Source organism: Paenibacillus radicis (ex Xue et al. 2023), assembly GCF_024722015.1.
GTDB lineage: Bacteria > Bacillota > Bacilli > Paenibacillales > NBRC-103111 > Paenibacillus_S.
In genome coordinates this window covers 346,013-363,104 of sequence record NZ_JANQBD010000003.1, presented here as the reverse complement: position 1 = coordinate 363,104, position 17,092 = coordinate 346,013, and the positions used below count along the sequence as shown (strand labels likewise).

The window sequence follows — 17,092 nt, the reverse complement described above, 5'->3', positions numbered from 1 at the left end:
CGATAGAATTTAAAAAAAGTGTCATACTTTGGAGGTACTATATGTATTCATACATCAAAAAGCTAACTTTTCTTATTCTTAGTATATTTATAATAGGTCTAAGTCTCTCTTCTATAAGTTTTGCTGACGAGCCTGCTCTGCAAGATCTAGCGAACGATCCAACTAAAGCAAGTGCGAGTTCGCAACATAAAGATAGGGCGGCCTCTCGTGCTTTCGATAATTTAAACACTCATTATTTTGTTGATGCATGGGAAGCAGAAGGGAAAACTGGATGGTTAAAGTATGACTTTGGAAAAGGAAATGAAAAGGTAGTGAAGCAATACAGTATTACAGCTTCTAACTTCCCTACTTCCTCTCCAAAATCATGGTCTTTTGAAGGCAGTAACGACAATCAGAATTGGATTGTATTAAACAGTTTATCCAATCAATCAATGTTTGAAATGTTTGAAAAAAGAATATATGCAATTTCTAATGAGGATATGTATCAATTCTATAGAATAAATGTTACAGAAAATCATAGCGACGGTTGGATGATAATAGGTGAAGTCGAACTGTTGGGAGATGTTGAATCCCAAATACCGCCAATTGAGTTGATAGCAACGCCTTCAGATTCTCGAGTTAGTTTGAATTGGTCTGGATTTAAGAATGCTAGCAGCTACAATATTGAACGATCTACATCTGTAAGTGGTCCATACACAATTATTGCGACTAATATAGCAGGATTGACTTATGTTGATACAGCAGTTACCAATGGAACTACATACTATTATGTTGTCACCGCGCAAAATACAGCAGGAGAAAGCAGTAAATCCAACGAAGCATCAGCAACACCTCAAGGAACGGTTACGCCGCCTTCATCAAATAAAGCCTTACTCGTCATCACCCTAGTAAGCGGCCTTGAAAAAGAATATGATCTTCCTATGAGCGAAGTAAATAACTTCATTACCTGGTACAATGGTCGGGCTGCCGGTACTGGATCGGAAGTCTTCACAATCAATAAATCATTCAATAAAGCTAATTTCCTAACACGGAAAGACTATATTGCTTTTGATAAAGTTGAAACGTTTGAAGTAAACGAGTACACATCAACGCCATAAAAATAGTAACCCTCAATCCTTCATTTAGGAAAGAGGGCTTTTGTTTGATTTTCAGATACTTTTCGTTACCATCACTATCTAAGTAGTACTGTGTCCCCGATCACCTTTGTAAATTGGTGCCAGCATCCTTTACCTCATCAAACACCTATTTTTGGTGACATATTAAATTTGACTGATTGCAAATTTAGTCGACTTTTAGGAGGAAATATATCCCTTATGTCGAATACCGTAACTAAAAGTAGGATATTAATAACCCAACTGACTTTATTGCCTATTGAAGAAGGTGAAATGCATGGAGCATGGAACACATTTCTCTACAATTAATTAGGCATGATGGATAATAAACTAGAAAGGAAGATTCTAATGAAGAAATATACTATTTGCTTTTTCCTAGTCTCAGCGTTATTAACCCCTACGCTAGCATCGGCCTCTTTTAATGACTCATACGACGATTTCAGTAAAGAGTATCGTGATTGGGGTGGTATAGGAATTTATAATCTAGTATTTTCGTCATACCGTCCTCCAGCAGATCATCGTAAAAAAGAAAAACTCTATTATGGCAATAAATCGTTATATTTTACGAAAGAAGAAAAATTAATAGGTGTAGATTGGTTGTATGGATTCACAAACGTACCTAGTGTTAGTTCCATACTCCCCCAAAGATTACTTGATCAGGAACCTGAAATTATCGAGAAATGGGAGTTCCCAGACAGTCTTTATGGCGATTTTGGTATAAGAATAGCGGACAGTGAAGATGGAAATATACATGAACTTGCGGTTTTCGGGTCTATAGATAACTGGCAAGAAGCATTAGTGTATAAATACGCTGAAGTTGATCCGGACTACTTTACATTTAACCGTAAGCCAGGAAGGCCAATTAAAGTTAGAATTTCCGGAAAAGAAGTGCTTAATGACTTTTTACCTTACTTGGATCGCACCACTTCCATAGCAATGGTACCCCTAAGAATAATAAGTGAGAATTTAGGCGTACAGGTAACATGGGATGGGGAGAATCAGAGTGTGATCTTGGGTCAAAATACGAAAAAAATTGTTCTCAAACTTGATCAAAAGGAAGTTCTCGTAAATGGGAAATCATTTGTTTTGGATGCCCCTCCATCTCTCTATTTAGATAATACTATGGTGCCAATAAGATTTATCAGTGAACATTTCGATTGTTCTGTTGAATGGGATCAAGATACCTATGCAGTAAATATTATTCCCAAGAAAGTAAGTTAAAAAAGTGCTAAACAACCAATTGAATTTCCGAAGCAATAAGCGCTACTGGAGATTTAACGACATGTGCTTTTGAATGTTTTTCGGCTTACTCTTCCACTATGAAGAAGATTGAACGTGATAAGGAGAGCTCCGGTGAATAAATACCGGGGCTTTTTGATTGCAAAAATTTCCTTTTGAAATACGAATGCGCGTTCGCTATTATGGGTAATATACAAACACATGTTCTTATTTTTGGAGGCGGTGTTCGGTGATCCAAGCGAAAAAAGCACCATTACTTACACCTGGTGTACTTCAACTCGTTAAGATGGGGATTATCTTACCTGTCATGCTTTATGTGCTTCAGCGTGATATTAATCAGATGAATCAAGTTAAACTGAAACTAAATATTCTTTATGTTATGAGTCTTGGCAAGGCGCAGGACAGTGCTCACTCCGAGTTAATGGAATTGAAGGGCAGAGCTGCGTAAGCAAGGTATTAAGATTATTGAAGAAGTTCGCGCAGCCGAAGGGATACAGGCAAGGTTCAAATGCCGCGGCTACGATCATAATCTTTTGCTCCAGTGGGAGAAGGTTAGAACGGAAATCCTAGAAAAAGGTAGCCATTACTGGGGCATTAAATTAAATGGAGGATGACAGTGGGAATGGGGAAAAAGCTTGAAGAAAACGGAAGGTGGGAGAGTAGCCGTATGATGTTGCCGGAACACAAAGACAGGATTAATTTACACAACGAGCAGAAGATTAAACAGACCAAGCCTGAATTGACTGAAGAGGAGCAGCAGGAATTGTATGGCAGACTAAGATCATCAATGCTGCATACACTCAGAGCCAGCATAATAGTGTTTAAGGAATACGGTAACAGACAGATTAATGGGGTTGTAGATTGGATAAATCCGAGGACACATCTCATTAAGGTGGATATAGGGGCAGACTGGGAGTTGATTGATTTCAAGGATGTGTTGAAGGTTGAGTTAGATACTCCAGGATATTGAAAAGTCGAACCACACGATGGTGTTGTGTGTTTCAAGAATGGAAGAAGAACTCCCACGATGGAGGTCCTTGGACTAATAAAGATCCGAACGCTTAAGATGAAAATGTATATCTACTATTAAATACCCTGACCGTCCGGGCCAGTATGGGGTTGATCACTGAAACTGGATTCACGCACGGATAAGTGCACATTCAATAGATCGGCGATCAATCGAGTGGATGTTCATGAAAGTACAAAGTCCTTGAGCAAGCTCTAGGGCTTTTGCTTGTGTTAAAATTAGTACATATTATTAGGAAGTAATCTGATACTATCTAAATATTTCTGTGATCAACCCGTGATCAAGTAATGAAAATATTATTAAAATAGTTCGGATACAAATTCGAGAAACAAGCATAAAGCCTTGATAACAAAGGGTTTTAAAGGAAGTGTGAAATAAATAAATTCGGGCACTCTTTCGAGTGCCCTTCATGGGAGAGGAGAAACCGGACGAAGAACTTATGGGGAACGTAAGTCTTCTCCGCGGTTGTCTACGACATTTTCGGATGTCGATACTATAAGGATGAACACATTTTTAGGAAAGTATACATGAATGTGACAAAGTTTTGTGCAAAACTTTCCGTTTATGGTACGATAGTATTACTATCCAGTAGAAGGTGGAAACGCATGAGAGTTATTTCAGGTAGTGCTAAGGGGAGGCCGTTGAAGGCTGTACCCGGTACAGGGACGCGTCCAACAACCGATAAGGTTAAGGAGGCGATTTTTAGCATGATCGGCCCTTATTTTGATGGAGGGCATGTGCTGGATTTGTTCGCCGGAACCGGCGGATTGAGTATAGAAGCGCTCAGTAGAGGGATGGAGCGGGCTGTGCTGACGGATATCGACAAGAAAAGCATCGATACCATTCGACACAACTTGGATGTATCAGGGTTTAAGGAGCAGGCAGAGATTTACCGTAACGATGCACTTAGGGCAATAAAAGCTCTAATCAAAAGAGAGGCGAAATTCGATCTCGTTTTTCTGGATCCGCCTTACCGCTTGAAGGTGGTCCAAGACTTAATTGAGCAGCTTGACCAGGCAAATATGCTGAATGAGGGTGCGACCATTGTAATGGAGCATGACGCCGCGGATGTATACGAAGAGCCTATCGGACGACTAAAATGGGTTCGAAGAGCAGAGTATGGTGACACAGCGGTTACGATTTACAAAAACAGAGTACAAGACTAGCGGGTAATGTTAAAGGGAGAGTTGGAATCATACATGTCACAAGAACATTTCGGAATGAAAATAGCCGTGTATCCAGGCAGCTTTGATCCTGTTACTAATGGACATTTGGATATTATTCGCCGATCGGCGAAGGTTTTTGATAAATTAATTGTAGCGGTTTTGAATAATACCAGCAAAAATCCGCTTTTTACTGTAGAGGAACGGACAGAGCTGCTTCAGAAAGTAACCAGTGATCTGCCGAATGTAGAAATCGATAGTTTTCGCGACCTCTTAATTAATTATATGAAAGATAAAAATGCGCACCTCATTGTGCGCGGCTTGCGGGCGGTATCCGATTTTGAATACGAATTGCAAATGGCATCAACCAATCAGAAGCTGGATGAGAATATTGAGACCTTTTTTATGACATCAACACCAATGTATTCGTATTTGAGCTCCAGTATAGTTAAAGAAGTTGCCAGGTTCCATGGACCTGTAGGCGATTTAGTGCCTGTTGAGGTGGAAAAAGCGCTTCACGGTAAATATGCCCGGAGCTAGCAGCTGGCTGACTAGCGCTTATTTTTGTGCGGTTTAAGATCGCTATGAGATAAAACAAATGCTGTAAATACTGATAAGAACAACATAATGATTACAATGCAGCTAAACCATACCATCATCGGACTGACCAGTGGCCACATGTTGAGATTGTGGATGTTTACGCTATTCGAGGCCTCAGCTGTAACCGATAAAAAGACCGGCGAGGTTGATTGTTCGATCCAGCTAGCTATCGGATGCCAAAGTGTACCTGTTGAGATAAAGGCAACGACAGAATGCAGCAGACGTGTACGTAAAAATGCAGAGTAACGAATGTCTGTGCCGATCGTAAAGCTTTTAACTTGAGCATGGGTGGAAAGTCCACCCCAAGCGAACAACGCGCTTAAAACGGCATATTGCCAAGGATCAGAAAAAAGCAGGTTTTGACCCATTGTATAAGCTCCTAAGTGGGCTTCGAATAAACCCGGCATGACCGAAGACAACAATTGTTCCACATCAGAAGCAGAGTCGAGTCCTAAGTTGGAAAACAGCATACTTACATACGGGATTATTTGGCTTAAGGAAATAGCGTGGATGAGTACAGAAAATATCATAATTAGACCCCCTACAGCCATCAGGTGCTGTACGGAGTGCACAACGGAATCGCCAAGCAGCTTGCCAAAAGTCCGTCCGTCTGCAGCTTGCGCTCTCTGAAGATCTGAAATGCTTTTATTGAATAATCCTTTACGTGGCTGTGATCGTGCTTCTGCGCGGCGGTTGGTAACAACTTCGGGCTCAGCAATGGTTCGGACAAATGTAAGCCTTTGAAAAACTGCAATTAAAATAACGGAGCCATAGTGAAGTATAGCCAATACAAGTCCAGCTTTTGCGTTTTGCAAAAAACCGACTCCGACAACCGTAATCAGAAAGACAGGGCTGAGTACATGACTCAATGTCAGCAAACGCTCTGCTTCATCTCTCGTAACGAGCTTGTCACGCCGGAGTCCGCCTACGGCGATGACGCCGCTTGGTGCCCCCGCGGTCAAGCCTGTGGCGATAGCCCAACCGCCAATTCCTGGCAGTTTGAACAGAAGGCGCAAAAGCGGCTCCAGAAGAGCGCCTAGTCCGTGCAATATGCCCATTCCGCTAAGGATTTCGGTAATAATCAGAAACGGAAGCAGGGCGGGGAAAACCAGTTTCCACCAGATGGACAACCCCTGCAGCGATGATTGGAACGCTTGATCAGGGAATACTATGATACATATCACAAGCAGTAAAGCCAGGCAACCTAACAGCAGGGTGGTTAAGCGCCCAGAGGACATCATTCTTAAGCGTACCATGAAGACCAACTCCGTATGACAGGATGGTACATGTTTACGCTTTGTCGGAATAGTTTAGACCTAGCCTTGGGAATCAACCATGCGGGCAATCCCAGCACTGATAAGCAGCACAAGCGGTTGAGGGGGAATTTAAATGGGAGAAGCAAGAGAAATGAAACGCGCTTCAAGGATTATTGTATCTGTATTTATCGCAATTGCATTGGTATACGGCGTTTATTTTATGCCTTTGCCGTTGTTTATATTTTCAGCAGGCACTGCTGAAACGATTCAACCGATGGTGCATACCAAGCCGAATGGATCAGAGAAACGTGGAGCCTTCATGCTTACAACGGTTCGGGTTAGTGATGCTTCTGTGTTTGGATATTTAATGTCATTCGTTCATCCGTATGATGAACTGCGCAGAAAAACAGAGCTGCTGAGAGATAACGAATCGGAGCAAGAATATACGCAACGTCAGGAAGTAAGTATGCTGACTTCACAATCCAGCGCTATTCAAGCGGCTTATCATATGCTGGGGATACCTTATCATATTAGCAATGACGGTGTTGTAATCATGCAGATTTATAAGGATTTTCCCGCGGCGGAGATATTGGTAGCAGGCGATTATATTGTAAAGGTGGATGATAACCCAATCCAACTAAGCGAGGATCTGCAGAAGCAGCTAAAGGGTAAGAAGGCAGGTGACACGGTAACGATTGCCTACAAACGAAAAAACGTTACCCGAACGGCTCAGATCAAGCTGGCTCAGCTTCCTCTTGAGAAAGGAGCTGCCCCTGTAAAAGAAGAGGATCGACGTGTTGGATTAGGTGTTGTTCCTGCTAATGTACAAAGTGTAAAGGCCAATAACGGGGACAAGCAGGTCACCATCAAGGCTGGTGAAATCGGTGGGCCTTCTGCTGGTCTAATGTTCTCCCTGGAAATTGTCAATCGACTAAGTGTCGATGATATTTCAAAAGGTTATAAAATTGCAGGTACTGGAACCATTGATGATAAAGGCAACGTAGGAGTAATTGGTGGCATTCAGCATAAAATAATAGCTGCCGATCAGGCGGGTGCGGAAATATTTTTTGCACCAAAGGATTATACTTCCCCCAAAGGGGAAAAAATCCCTAATTATTCAGATGCGGTAAAACGAGCAAAGGATATTAACACAACTATGAAAATAGTGCCAGTCGGCAATATGGACGATGCTCTGCAGTATTTGAAAACATTGCCTGAGAAGCCTGTTAAAGCGGGTTAAATGCCCTAACCATTTCTGTGTAACTTGAAGCTTTTACTGATGTGCAGTTGATTGTACTGGAGCTGCCACTTGCTACCGTTCTATTCGAACCGGCGGCTCATAATAATCGCGAAAAAAATCTTGTTTAGAAGCGGATGCATAGGCAAGTGCATAAATGGATGTGGCTTGAATATCCAACGCCAAGAGTGGAGAGGGGTTGGTTATTGAAGCTACTTTAGTTATTATTGGAACACGGGCTGTTGTTTTCATCTTTTTTAGCAGATCTTGTCCCTTATTGCTAAAGCCGAGTACACGCAAGTAGGGAACGCCTTGCGCGAGAACACTCGGGGATAGCTGCTCTTTCGTGTGATTAAGTAGGATACGAAGAAGCATTCGCTGTAGCTTGGTGCGTGTATAGCGTTTTGTTTTAAGAAGCGCTACCAGCTTTTCTACCAGGTCGGTTGAGCCGAATAATTCAGGCAGTGCCTGCTTGATACGGTACTCAAGCCCTTCGGTGACCTCATGAAACGTAGAAAGCTGGGCAGGACTGTGATGCAGCAGCTGTAGCAGAAGAGGCTTAGCATAGTGCTCCCAGCTGACAGGAGCTCTTCCTGCTTCCCATTCGTGCCTGAGGACACTCATGGTGCCCTCAGGCACGAATGAGGCGATCTCCTCCAGCATCTTTTTCTCGAACAGGATGTGCCGCAGTGCGGTAGCGCTGGCAATGACAGCATCCGTAATATCCTGTTGGTTATACTCTGCCTTTTGTCGAGTAATGGTGAGTGGCTCTATTCGGCTTTGCAGCCTGCGTAATGCGATCAAATAATGCAGTCCCAGTGTGTTGTTAGGCTTGGCAAGCTCAGCAGCGTCAATTCCGGGTATATAAGTGGCAACTGCTTTTCCGTAAGCGGCTGGATAAGATAGGCCTGTTTTAAGCTCCTGCTGAAGCAAGGAGTGGAAGGCAGCCGATTCTTCGTGCATAACTGCGGATACAGCGTTCAGAGAGGCAATGTCGCCGCCCTCGCTGCCGAAGCAGAGACTGTCAACGACACCTGTCGCATCAAGCGCGGACACAGCTCCATAAGCAAACCATTCAGCGGGTTGGGTGGAATAAGCAACAGGCAGCTCGATTACGAGATCAACACCCATACGCAGGGCCATTTCGGTCCGCGCCCATTTGCCAACCATTGCCGGTTCACCTCGCTGCAGGAAATGACCGCTCATTATGGCAATGACAGCATCAGCGCCCGAGCTTTTTTTGGACTGTTGGAAATGATAATAGTGACCGTTATGTAAAGGGTTGTATTCAACAATCAAACCGACGGTTTTCATTTTTTGTCTCCTTCCGCAGCCTAAGGTTAAGTTAGAACTGAATAATTTTCACTATAGCATGATCTGAAAATCTTGACAAAATATAAGGATTATCGCTATAATAATCTTTGTTTGTTTGGGGTGATACTCATGTTCATTCGTTTAAGAGAGTTGGCACAAAAAGCTGACACGGTACATATTGATGAAGTCGTCGATTTGACCGGTGTTTTTATGCAACGCAACGATTTACTGGGCTTTGGTCCGCTGCATGTTAAGCTGCATGCGCAATATCAAGGTGAAGTGGCTGAGGTAACTGGAGAATTGAGCATCGATGTGGAGCAGCCTTGTTCCCGATGTTTGGTTCCGGTAAAGCAAAAGCTCGAGATTCCTTTTCACGAAACGTTTGCCCGAGCTGCAGATGAGTCGAAACCGGATGACGATGATGAATTTGAATATCATGAAGATGATTATCATGAAAATGAAGAGATTCATTACGTCAAGGATGAGAAGATAGAATTGCTTCCCTATGTGTTAGAAAATGTTGTGCTGGCTTTACCGTTAGTACCGCTGTGCGGTGAAGATTGCCAAGGATTATGTCCGGTGTGTGGAACGAACCGTAATGAACATGCTTGCGGCTGCAAGCAGGATAATACGGATCCAAGGCTCGCCGGATTAGCGGACTTTTTTAAAGAATAAGTTTTCTTACAGGTTATGAATTCGTTGAAGGAGGTGGGATATATGGCAGTACCTCAAAGAAGAACATCCAAGACACGTCGCGACAAGCGCCGTACTCACTTTAAATTGGTAGTACCAGGCATGGTGAAGTGTGACAGTTGTGGTGAATTGAAATTGGCTCACCGCGTTTGCAAAGTGTGTGGATCGTACAAGAAAAGAGAGATCATTAAGCAATAATTTCTCTCAAACCAAAACGATAGTACTTCATCCTAGGGTGAGGTACTATTTTTTTCATCGCTTTTCAGGCATGATTTTACTTCCCTTTTCTATAGCAATCCATTATACTATCTCTTATTACTTGGTCATAAGATATAGTGATATCACATAAATGATATGAAACTAAGAATCGTTTATTTTAGCAAGGCTACTAAAGAATGATGATAAAGGTGGTGTTTGATATCGAACGCCTTCCTAAACGTCAGCGTCAGCAGCAGCTGGCCGGAGCCATCGATGAGAATCCTTTTATAACGGATGATGAATTGATGCGAACGTTTCAGGTCAGTATTCAGACGATACGATTAGACAGGATGGAGCTCGGGATACCCGAGCTGCGCGAACGGATCAAGCTGATGGCAGAACAATCCTATGATCAGGTTCGCTCATTACCTTTGCATGAGGTGATAGGCGACGTTATCGATCTGCAGCTTGATAAGACAGGGATCTCCATGTTTGAAATTAAAAATGAGCATGTATTTTCCAGAACCAAGATTGCGCGCGGACATCATGTTTTTTCTCAAGCCAATTCATTGGCTGTCGCTCTAATTAATGATCAAATTGCATTGACGGCGGCAGCGGATATCCGTTTTGTGAGGCCAGTTAAGCTTGGTGAGAAATGTATTGCCAAAGCCTATGTGCGCTCGATTACAAAAGGTAAAGCCAAGGTAGAGGTTTTCACTTACGTAGGCGAGGAAGTAGTTTTTCAAGGGAATTTCATCATTTATCACTCAGCGAAGGAACGTACGGAGGGAGGAGAGCCTGATGCGGATAGCGATTGATGCAATGGGCGGGGACAATGCTCCCGATGTAGTAGTAACTGGTGCGTTGGAGGCAGCCAAGGAGTGGGGTGACATAACCGTCATTCTGGTTGGAGATGCGTCAAAGATTGAGCCGCTCATAAATAAAGCTGGAGGGAAACCTCAAAATGTGGAAATTCGCCATGCAGCTGAAATCATTGAAGCGGACGATGAGCCGGTAAAAGCAGTCCGACGTAAGAAAGACGCCTCCATGGTAGTGGCGGGGCGTATGGTACATAATCGGGAAGCTGATGCGATGATTTCAGCAGGAAATACTGGAGCATTGATGACTACGGGCTTGCTCGTTGTCGGCCGGATTAAAGGGATTGACCGCCCGGCGCTTGCTCCCATGATTCCTTCCATGGATGGAAAAGGGATGCTGGCTCTGGATTTAGGCGCTAATATGGACGCGACTGCAGAGCAACTGCTTCAATATGCTATAATGGGCAGCATTTATAGAAATAAAGTTGACGGCATAGCCAAGCCTAGAGTCGGGCTGTTGAATGTAGGTACGGAAGCGATGAAGGGCAATGAATTGACCAAAGCAGCCTATCCGCTGTTGGAACAAGCACCCATTCATTTCATAGGCAATGTGGAATCACGCGATGTACTCAGAGGACCCTGTGATGTACTCGTATGCGATGGATTCGCTGGTAATATTATGCTAAAGTCTGTAGAGGGTGCGGCATCCGTTATCTTTTCTACGTTAAAAACAGAATTTCTAAGAAACTTTGCGACCAAGCTCGCTGCTCTGGTGTTGAAGCCTGGTTTAAATCGGTTTCGTCGCAGCTTTGATTATACGGAGCATGGTGCGGCACCGCTTCTAGGTATTAACGGTTTGCTGTTGAAGAGCCATGGTTCATCCAATGCTACAGCTATCAAAAATGCAGTTCGTCAAGCGAGGATTGCATTGCAGAACGACCTGGTAACAAGCATCTCAACGGAAATTAGTAATGGAAGCGAGTTGTAATTTATGAGCTTACTGCCAGTAGGCATTATTGGGACAGGAAAATATGTGCCCGATCGGGTATTGACGAATAAAGAATTGGAACAAATGGTTGAGACGAATGACGAGTGGATCGTATCTCGTACAGGGATTCGCGAACGCAGATTGGCTAGCGTCGAGCAGGCTTCCTCCGACCTGGCATATGAAGCTTCGATACAGGCATTGCAGGCCGCTGGAATCACCGCAGAGCAGCTGGATTTAATTATCGTAGCCACGATCACTCCGGATATGTCGTTCCCGTCGACAGCATGCTTGCTGCAGGATCGGCTTGGAGCGAAGAAGGCTGCGGCCTTTGACCTGTCAGCGGCTTGCTCCGGATTTATTTATGGACTAGCTAATGCCTCCAATTTTATTGCTATGGGTCAATATAAATACGCTTTGGTTGTTGGTGCTGAATGCCTGTCCAAAATTACGGACTATACGGACCGCAACACCTGCATACTCTTTGGGGACGGGTCCGGTGCTGTTGTACTTGGAGAGGTCGCTGAAGGACGGGGCTTCAAATCGTTCGAGCTTGGGGCAGACGGCTCAGGCGGAGAACTGCTAAAAGTAACTGGTGGCGGCTCCCGTTGTCCGGTGTCTTCGCAAAGTATAGAAAATAAACAGCATTTTATTTATATGGCTGGCAGCGAGGTGTTTAAATTTGCTGTTCGCATCATGGGGAATGCTGCTGAGGAAGCTCTGCGCAAAGCTGGAATGGACAAGAGTGCCATCGATTTGCTTGTTCCGCATCAGGCTAACATTCGAATTATCCAATCAGCGTTAAACCGATTAGATCTAAGTGAAGACAAGTGCATGATTAATCTTCATAAATACGGTAATGTGTCAGCAGCTTCTATTCCTATCGCTTTGGCGGAAGCCGTTGAAGAGGGAAGAGTAAACGAGGGCGATTGCCTGGTTCTGGTTGGCTTTGGCGGCGGCTTGACTTGGGGAGCCTCTGTTATTGTTTGGTAAAGGATATAGCATTAATAAAGGGAGCTGTTAAAATGGGGAAAGTAGCATTCGTATTTCCGGGCCAAGGAGCGCAAGCCGTTGGAATGGGACGCGATATTTACGAGGCTGACGCTTTAGCTAAACAAGTATTTGAGCGTGCCGATGAAGCTCTGGGCTATTCGCTATCCTCGATTATTTTCAATGGACCTGAAGCTGAATTAAAGATAACTTATCATACTCAGCCTGCTTTATTGACAACGAGCATTGCTTACCTGGAGCTTTTTAAGGCCAAAGGTCTTCAGCCTGACTTTGTCGCAGGCCACAGCTTAGGTGAATACAGCGCGCTTGTTGCTGCTGGAGTGCTTGGATTTGAAGATGCAGTTCGCACAGTTCGCGCACGAGGCGAATTTATGGACCAGGCAGTACCGAGTGGACTCGGTGCAATGGCTGCTGTGCTCGGTGCGGAGCGAGATGCGCTGCAGCAGTTGTGTAAAGAGATTTCCGGGGCAGTCGGCGTAGTGGAACTGGCTAACTTGAATTGTCCGGGACAGATTGTTGTGTCCGGAAGCAAGGATGGGGTTCAGGCTCTAGTCGAAAGAGGCAAGGAAATCGGGGCAAAGCGGGTTATCCCGCTTGAAGTTAGCGGACCATTCCATTCTTCCCTGATGAAACCGGCATCGGATCGACTGTCCGCTGTTTTGTTAGACTTGCCAATGCAAACCGCCGCTGTGCCGGTCGTTGCAAATGTGACAGCGCGTCCTGTACTGGAGCCTCATGAAATTCGTGGGCTGCTGGTCGATCAGGTTTATTCCTCCGTCTTGTGGGAGGATAGTGTAGCTTGGTTGATCGAACAGGGAGTTGATACCTTCGTAGAGATAGGATCGGGAACGGTTCTTGCTGGCTTGATCAAGAAGATCGATCGTTCAGTAAAAATATACTCGATCAACAGTAAAGAAGCTATCGATCAATTTCAACTGGAACCTACGGTTTAAGCGTTCCCGTTAGGGACGAAAGCGATCCCCAACCATATGTAGCTCAGGTACACCGGCGGGTGTCCAGAGGGCGGTAGCCCTTTGGAGCCCTCCCGGCGGGGAGGGTTTGGGTGGGGGGAACAAAAAGGAGGAAGCAGCATGCTAGCTGGAAAAGCAGCTTTGGTGACAGGGGCTTCTCGGGGCATTGGCCGCGCTATTGCGCTGTCTCTTGCTGAAGCGGGAGCTGATGTGGCCGTAAACTACGCTGGAAGCGAGGCGGCAGCCGCTGAGGTTGTTAGTCTAATCGAAGCGATGGGTCGTAAAGCAATTAAGGTTAAAGCGGATGTCAGTTCCTCTCAGGAAGTTGAGGACATGTTTAAGGTTGTACTCGAAACCTTTGGCAAGCTGGACATACTAGTGAATAACGCTGGCATAACCAGAGACAATTTGATTATGCGGATGAAGGAAGACGAATTTGATCAGGTTATCGCTACCAATTTGAAAGGCGTATTTAACTGTGTTAAGGCAGCCACACGCCCGATGATGAAACAGCGCTCTGGTCGAATTATTAATATATCGTCTGTTGTTGGGACTCTTGGCAATCCTGGACAAATCAATTACGTAGCGGCCAAGGCCGGTGTAATTGGTATGACCAAATCGGCTGCCAAGGAACTAAGCTCCCGAGGCATCACTGTTAATGCGGTTGCCCCCGGCTTTATCGAGACGGATATGACTGACAAGCTGTCAGACGTTACGCAAGCACAGCTTCTGCAGCAAATCCCTCTTGCGCGGCTAGGCAAGCCGGAGGATGTAGCCAAAGCCGTACGTTTCCTGGCTTCGGAGGACGCTTCTTACATGACCGGACAAACCATCCATGTAGATGGCGGCATGTATATGTAAGCGGATTTTGAAATGTCGCGCAACACTGAATTGTTGCAATATTTGTTTTTTTTAATGGAGCTTGCGCTTGCTATGGCAATTTGTCCATAACTCCAGTATAATACCAAAGGAGGAGGTGAACCGGATGTCCGATGTTTTGGATCGTGTAAAACGTATCGTCATCGATCGTCTTGGTGTTGACGAGGCTGAAGTAACCCTCGAAGCATCTTTTAAGGATGATTTAGGCGCTGATTCTCTAGATGTAGTAGAATTAGTCATGGAACTAGAAGATGAGTTTGATTTGGAAATCTCTGACGAAGATGCAGAGACTATAACTACTGTAGGTCAAGTAGTTGAGTACATAAAATCTCATATTTAGTTGGTATAAGTCCCGTTTCTTATTTGACACGGGACTTATCTCCATTCAACCTAATCGGTGGCTAACCAATCAATTAATTGACTCAATACATAACATTGTTATTTTAAATAGAGGTGGGTTACAGTGAAGCAAAGAGTTGTCATAACTGGTATGGGCGTCATGACTTCATTGGGTCATGATTTGGAAACATTTTGGAGCAATTTAATGGCAGGCAAGTCCGGTGTTGGGATGATTGAGTTATTTGATGTAACCGAGTATCCAACTCGCATTGCTGCAGAAATTAAAGATTTTGATCACGAACCATTTTTTGATCGTAAAGAAGCTAGACGGATGGACCGCTTTGTACAGTTTGCTGTTGCTGCCAGCTTAATGGCTCTCAAGGATGCTGGATTGAACGTGAAGGAAGATACGGACCCGGAGCGAGTTGGCGTAAGCGTTGGTTCCGGAATCGGCGGTTTATCCACTTGGGAAGAACAGCATAAAATTTTATTGGAAAAAGGACCTAAGCGTGTTAGTCCGTTCTTTATTCCAATGATGATTGCCAATATGGCGTCAGGCCAAATTTCCATGCTGACGGGTGCTAAAGGTCCAAACAGTACAGCGGTAACAGCCTGTGCCACAGGAACGCATTCGATCGGGGATTCATTCAAAATGATTATGCGTGGCGATGCCGATGTTATGATTTGCGGCGGCGCTGAAGCAACAATTAGTCCAACGGGCGTTGCAGGCTTCTGCGCGCTGAGGGCAATGTCTACACGCAATGATGAGCCGGCGAGAGCAAGTCGCCCTTTTGACATAGACCGAGATGGTTTTGTAATGGGGGAAGGATCAGGAGTATTGATCCTGGAATCATTGGAGCATGCAACTAAACGTGGAGCCCGCATCTATGGAGAAGTTATCGGCTATGGAATGAGCGGCGATGCTTATCATATGACCGATCCTGATCCGGATGGTGCAGCACGATGCATGAAGAAAGCCATTAATGATGCTGGAATAGCACCTGAAGAGCTTGATTATATCAATGCACACGGGACTTCAACTCCTGCTGGTGACCGTTCCGAAACTATAGCAATTAAAGCTGCTCTTGGCGATCATGCTTACAAAGTCGCTGTCAGTTCGACCAAATCGATGACAGGCCATTTATTAGGTGCTGCCGGAGGCGTTGAGGCTTTAATATGTGCATTGGCATTGAAGAACGGTGTCATTCCTCCGACCATTAATTTGGAAAATCAGGATCCTGAATGTGATCTGGACTATGTGCCTAACAAGCCGAGACAAGCAGACTTGAGAGTGGTAATGTCCAACTCATTTGGCTTTGGTGGCCACAATGCAACGATTATCTTAAAGAAATTCGCAGAATAATAAATTACCTAGTGATTGAAACTAAGTAAATGGTAACGTGAAACGGTTGTTCGAGTAGGTGGTGAAGGCATGCATCGAAACCTGAAGCAGCTTCAGGCAGCGTTAAACATAAATTTTCGCAAACCGGAGCTATTGAGGCAAGCGTTTACGCACTCCTCCTATGTAAATGAGCACCGTGTCAGCAATTACAAGGACAATGAACGCTTGGAATTTTTAGGTGATGCGGTTCTGGAGCTAACCGTGTCCGAATACTTGTTCGACAAATATCCGGAAAGATCCGAAGGTGAATTAACAAAGCTCAGAGCTTCTATTGTATGTGAGCCGTCTTTGGTTAATTTTGCAGAAGAGCTGGACTTCGGGTCCTACGTGTTGTTAGGCAAGGGTGAAGAACTGACAGGCGGTAGAACGCGTCCCGCATTGCTTGCTGATGTATTCGAATCATTTATTGGAGCTTTGTATCTGGATCAAGGGCTTGAGGTGGTAAAAGCGTTTCTCCACAAGTATTTGATTCCCAATTTACCACATCAAGGAAAGCTGCTGACGGTGGATTTCAAAACCCACCTGCAGGAATATACACAGCAGCATAATATGGGTGTATTGGAATACAAGATTGTAGATGAGCGCGGCCCTGCCCATGAACGTGAGTTTGTGGCCCAAGTAGTTGTAAATGATACTCTTCTGGGTCAAGGGTCCGGTCGTTCCAAGAAAGAAGCGGAGCAACATGCGGCGGCTCAAGCATTAGAGGCTCTGAAGGTAGAGGTTCAATAATGCAACGGAAAAAGAGATGCATCGGGACAGCTTAGAGGCTGCCGCCGGTGCATTTTCTTTTTAAAATTAGACTGTTGGCTGGTAGCAAGGTGAAACACAATATAGAGGAGCAGTTTTAA

General features: G+C 44.5%; 19 protein-coding genes. 17 read left to right on the top strand and 2 right to left on the bottom strand.

Annotated elements, in window-relative coordinates; all coding sequences use genetic code 11:
• The first annotated feature begins 41 nt into the window (after positions 1 to 41).
• From NV381_RS06565 to coaD, 6 genes are all read left to right on the top strand, one after another.
• Positions 42 to 1,097 (top strand): hypothetical protein, encoded by a 1,056-nt coding sequence (locus tag NV381_RS06565; RefSeq protein WP_258212462.1) that lies wholly within the window; start codon positions 42 to 44, stop codon positions 1,095 to 1,097.
• A 363-nt stretch (positions 1,098 to 1,460) separates the two neighbouring features.
• Complete coding sequence (locus NV381_RS06560) at positions 1,461 to 2,333, top strand: copper amine oxidase N-terminal domain-containing protein (protein WP_258212461.1); 873 nt, start codon at positions 1,461 to 1,463, stop codon at positions 2,331 to 2,333.
• Positions 2,334 to 2,580: 247 nt separating this feature from the next.
• On the top strand, positions 2,581 to 2,799 hold the full coding sequence (locus NV381_RS06555) for a hypothetical protein (RefSeq protein WP_258212460.1): 219 nt from the start codon (positions 2,581 to 2,583) through the stop codon (positions 2,797 to 2,799).
• A gap of 219 nt (positions 2,800 to 3,018) precedes the next feature.
• Complete coding sequence (locus NV381_RS06550; RefSeq protein WP_258212459.1) at positions 3,019 to 3,321, top strand: YolD-like family protein; 303 nt, start codon at positions 3,019 to 3,021, stop codon at positions 3,319 to 3,321.
• Positions 3,322 to 3,983: 662 nt separating this feature from the next.
• Positions 3,984 to 4,544 (top strand): 16S rRNA (guanine(966)-N(2))-methyltransferase RsmD, encoded by a 561-nt coding sequence (rsmD, locus tag NV381_RS06545; RefSeq protein ID WP_258212458.1) that lies wholly within the window; start codon positions 3,984 to 3,986, stop codon positions 4,542 to 4,544.
• 33 nt (positions 4,545 to 4,577) lie between these two features.
• A complete protein-coding gene (coaD, locus tag NV381_RS06540) occupies positions 4,578 to 5,081 on the top strand; it encodes a pantetheine-phosphate adenylyltransferase (RefSeq protein WP_258212457.1) in 504 nt (167 codons plus the stop codon).
• Positions 5,082 to 5,092: 11 nt separating this feature from the next.
• Here coaD and NV381_RS06535 read toward each other — a convergent pair whose 3' ends face one another.
• Complete coding sequence (locus NV381_RS06535; RefSeq protein ID WP_258212456.1) at positions 5,093 to 6,397, bottom strand: nucleoside recognition domain-containing protein; 1,305 nt, start codon at positions 6,395 to 6,397, stop codon at positions 5,093 to 5,095.
• A 133-nt stretch (positions 6,398 to 6,530) separates the two neighbouring features.
• On the opposite strand from NV381_RS06535, the gene NV381_RS06530 reads away from it, so the two are divergent.
• Positions 6,531 to 7,637, top strand: a complete 1,107-nt coding sequence (locus tag NV381_RS06530) for a SepM family pheromone-processing serine protease (protein WP_258212455.1) — start codon at positions 6,531 to 6,533, stop codon at positions 7,635 to 7,637.
• Positions 7,638 to 7,709: 72 nt separating this feature from the next.
• On the opposite strand, the gene NV381_RS06525 is transcribed toward NV381_RS06530, so the two are convergent.
• On the bottom strand, positions 7,710 to 8,948 hold the full coding sequence (locus tag NV381_RS06525) for a nucleotidyltransferase (RefSeq protein ID WP_258212454.1): 1,239 nt from the start codon (positions 8,946 to 8,948) through the stop codon (positions 7,710 to 7,712).
• A gap of 129 nt (positions 8,949 to 9,077) precedes the next feature.
• On the opposite strand from NV381_RS06525, the gene NV381_RS06520 reads away from it, so the two are divergent.
• The 10 genes from NV381_RS06520 to rnc all read left to right on the top strand — a co-directional run bounded on the left by NV381_RS06520 (position 9,078) and on the right by rnc (position 16,973).
• On the top strand, positions 9,078 to 9,623 hold the full coding sequence (locus NV381_RS06520) for a YceD family protein (RefSeq protein ID WP_258212453.1): 546 nt from the start codon (positions 9,078 to 9,080) through the stop codon (positions 9,621 to 9,623).
• Between the two features lie 42 nt (positions 9,624 to 9,665).
• Positions 9,666 to 9,839, top strand: a complete 174-nt coding sequence (rpmF, locus tag NV381_RS06515; RefSeq protein ID WP_171651660.1) for a 50S ribosomal protein L32 — start codon at positions 9,666 to 9,668, stop codon at positions 9,837 to 9,839.
• Between the two features lie 197 nt (positions 9,840 to 10,036).
• Positions 10,037 to 10,657: a transcription factor FapR gene (gene fapR / locus NV381_RS06510; protein WP_258212452.1), complete on the top strand. Its 621-nt coding sequence runs from the start codon at positions 10,037 to 10,039 to the stop codon at positions 10,655 to 10,657.
• Positions 10,641 to 11,645: a phosphate acyltransferase PlsX gene (gene plsX, locus NV381_RS06505; protein WP_258212451.1), complete on the top strand. Its 1,005-nt coding sequence runs from the start codon at positions 10,641 to 10,643 to the stop codon at positions 11,643 to 11,645. Before fapR ends, plsX begins: the two co-directional genes overlap by 17 nt.
• A 3-nt stretch (positions 11,646 to 11,648) precedes the next feature.
• Entirely contained in the window at positions 11,649 to 12,635 is a 987-nt protein-coding gene (locus tag NV381_RS06500) for a beta-ketoacyl-ACP synthase III (RefSeq protein ID WP_308861682.1), read from the top strand.
• A gap of 32 nt (positions 12,636 to 12,667) precedes the next feature.
• Positions 12,668 to 13,606, top strand: coding sequence for an ACP S-malonyltransferase (fabD, locus tag NV381_RS06495; RefSeq protein WP_258212450.1), 939 nt, complete (start codon positions 12,668 to 12,670; stop codon positions 13,604 to 13,606).
• A 138-nt stretch (positions 13,607 to 13,744) separates the two neighbouring features.
• The gene (gene fabG / locus NV381_RS06490; RefSeq protein ID WP_258212449.1) at positions 13,745 to 14,485 is read left to right on the top strand and encodes a 3-oxoacyl-[acyl-carrier-protein] reductase; all 741 of its coding nucleotides are present in this window, start codon (positions 13,745 to 13,747) and stop codon (positions 14,483 to 14,485) included.
• Positions 14,486 to 14,609: 124 nt separating this feature from the next.
• Entirely contained in the window at positions 14,610 to 14,843 is a 234-nt protein-coding gene (locus NV381_RS06485) for an acyl carrier protein (RefSeq protein WP_171651656.1), read from the top strand.
• A 123-nt stretch (positions 14,844 to 14,966) separates the two neighbouring features.
• Positions 14,967 to 16,205, top strand: a complete 1,239-nt coding sequence (gene fabF / locus NV381_RS06480; RefSeq protein ID WP_258212448.1) for a beta-ketoacyl-ACP synthase II — start codon at positions 14,967 to 14,969, stop codon at positions 16,203 to 16,205.
• A gap of 69 nt (positions 16,206 to 16,274) precedes the next feature.
• The gene (rnc, locus tag NV381_RS06475; RefSeq protein ID WP_258212447.1) at positions 16,275 to 16,973 is read left to right on the top strand and encodes a ribonuclease III; all 699 of its coding nucleotides are present in this window, start codon (positions 16,275 to 16,277) and stop codon (positions 16,971 to 16,973) included.
• Positions 16,974 to 17,092 lie beyond the last annotated feature (119 nt).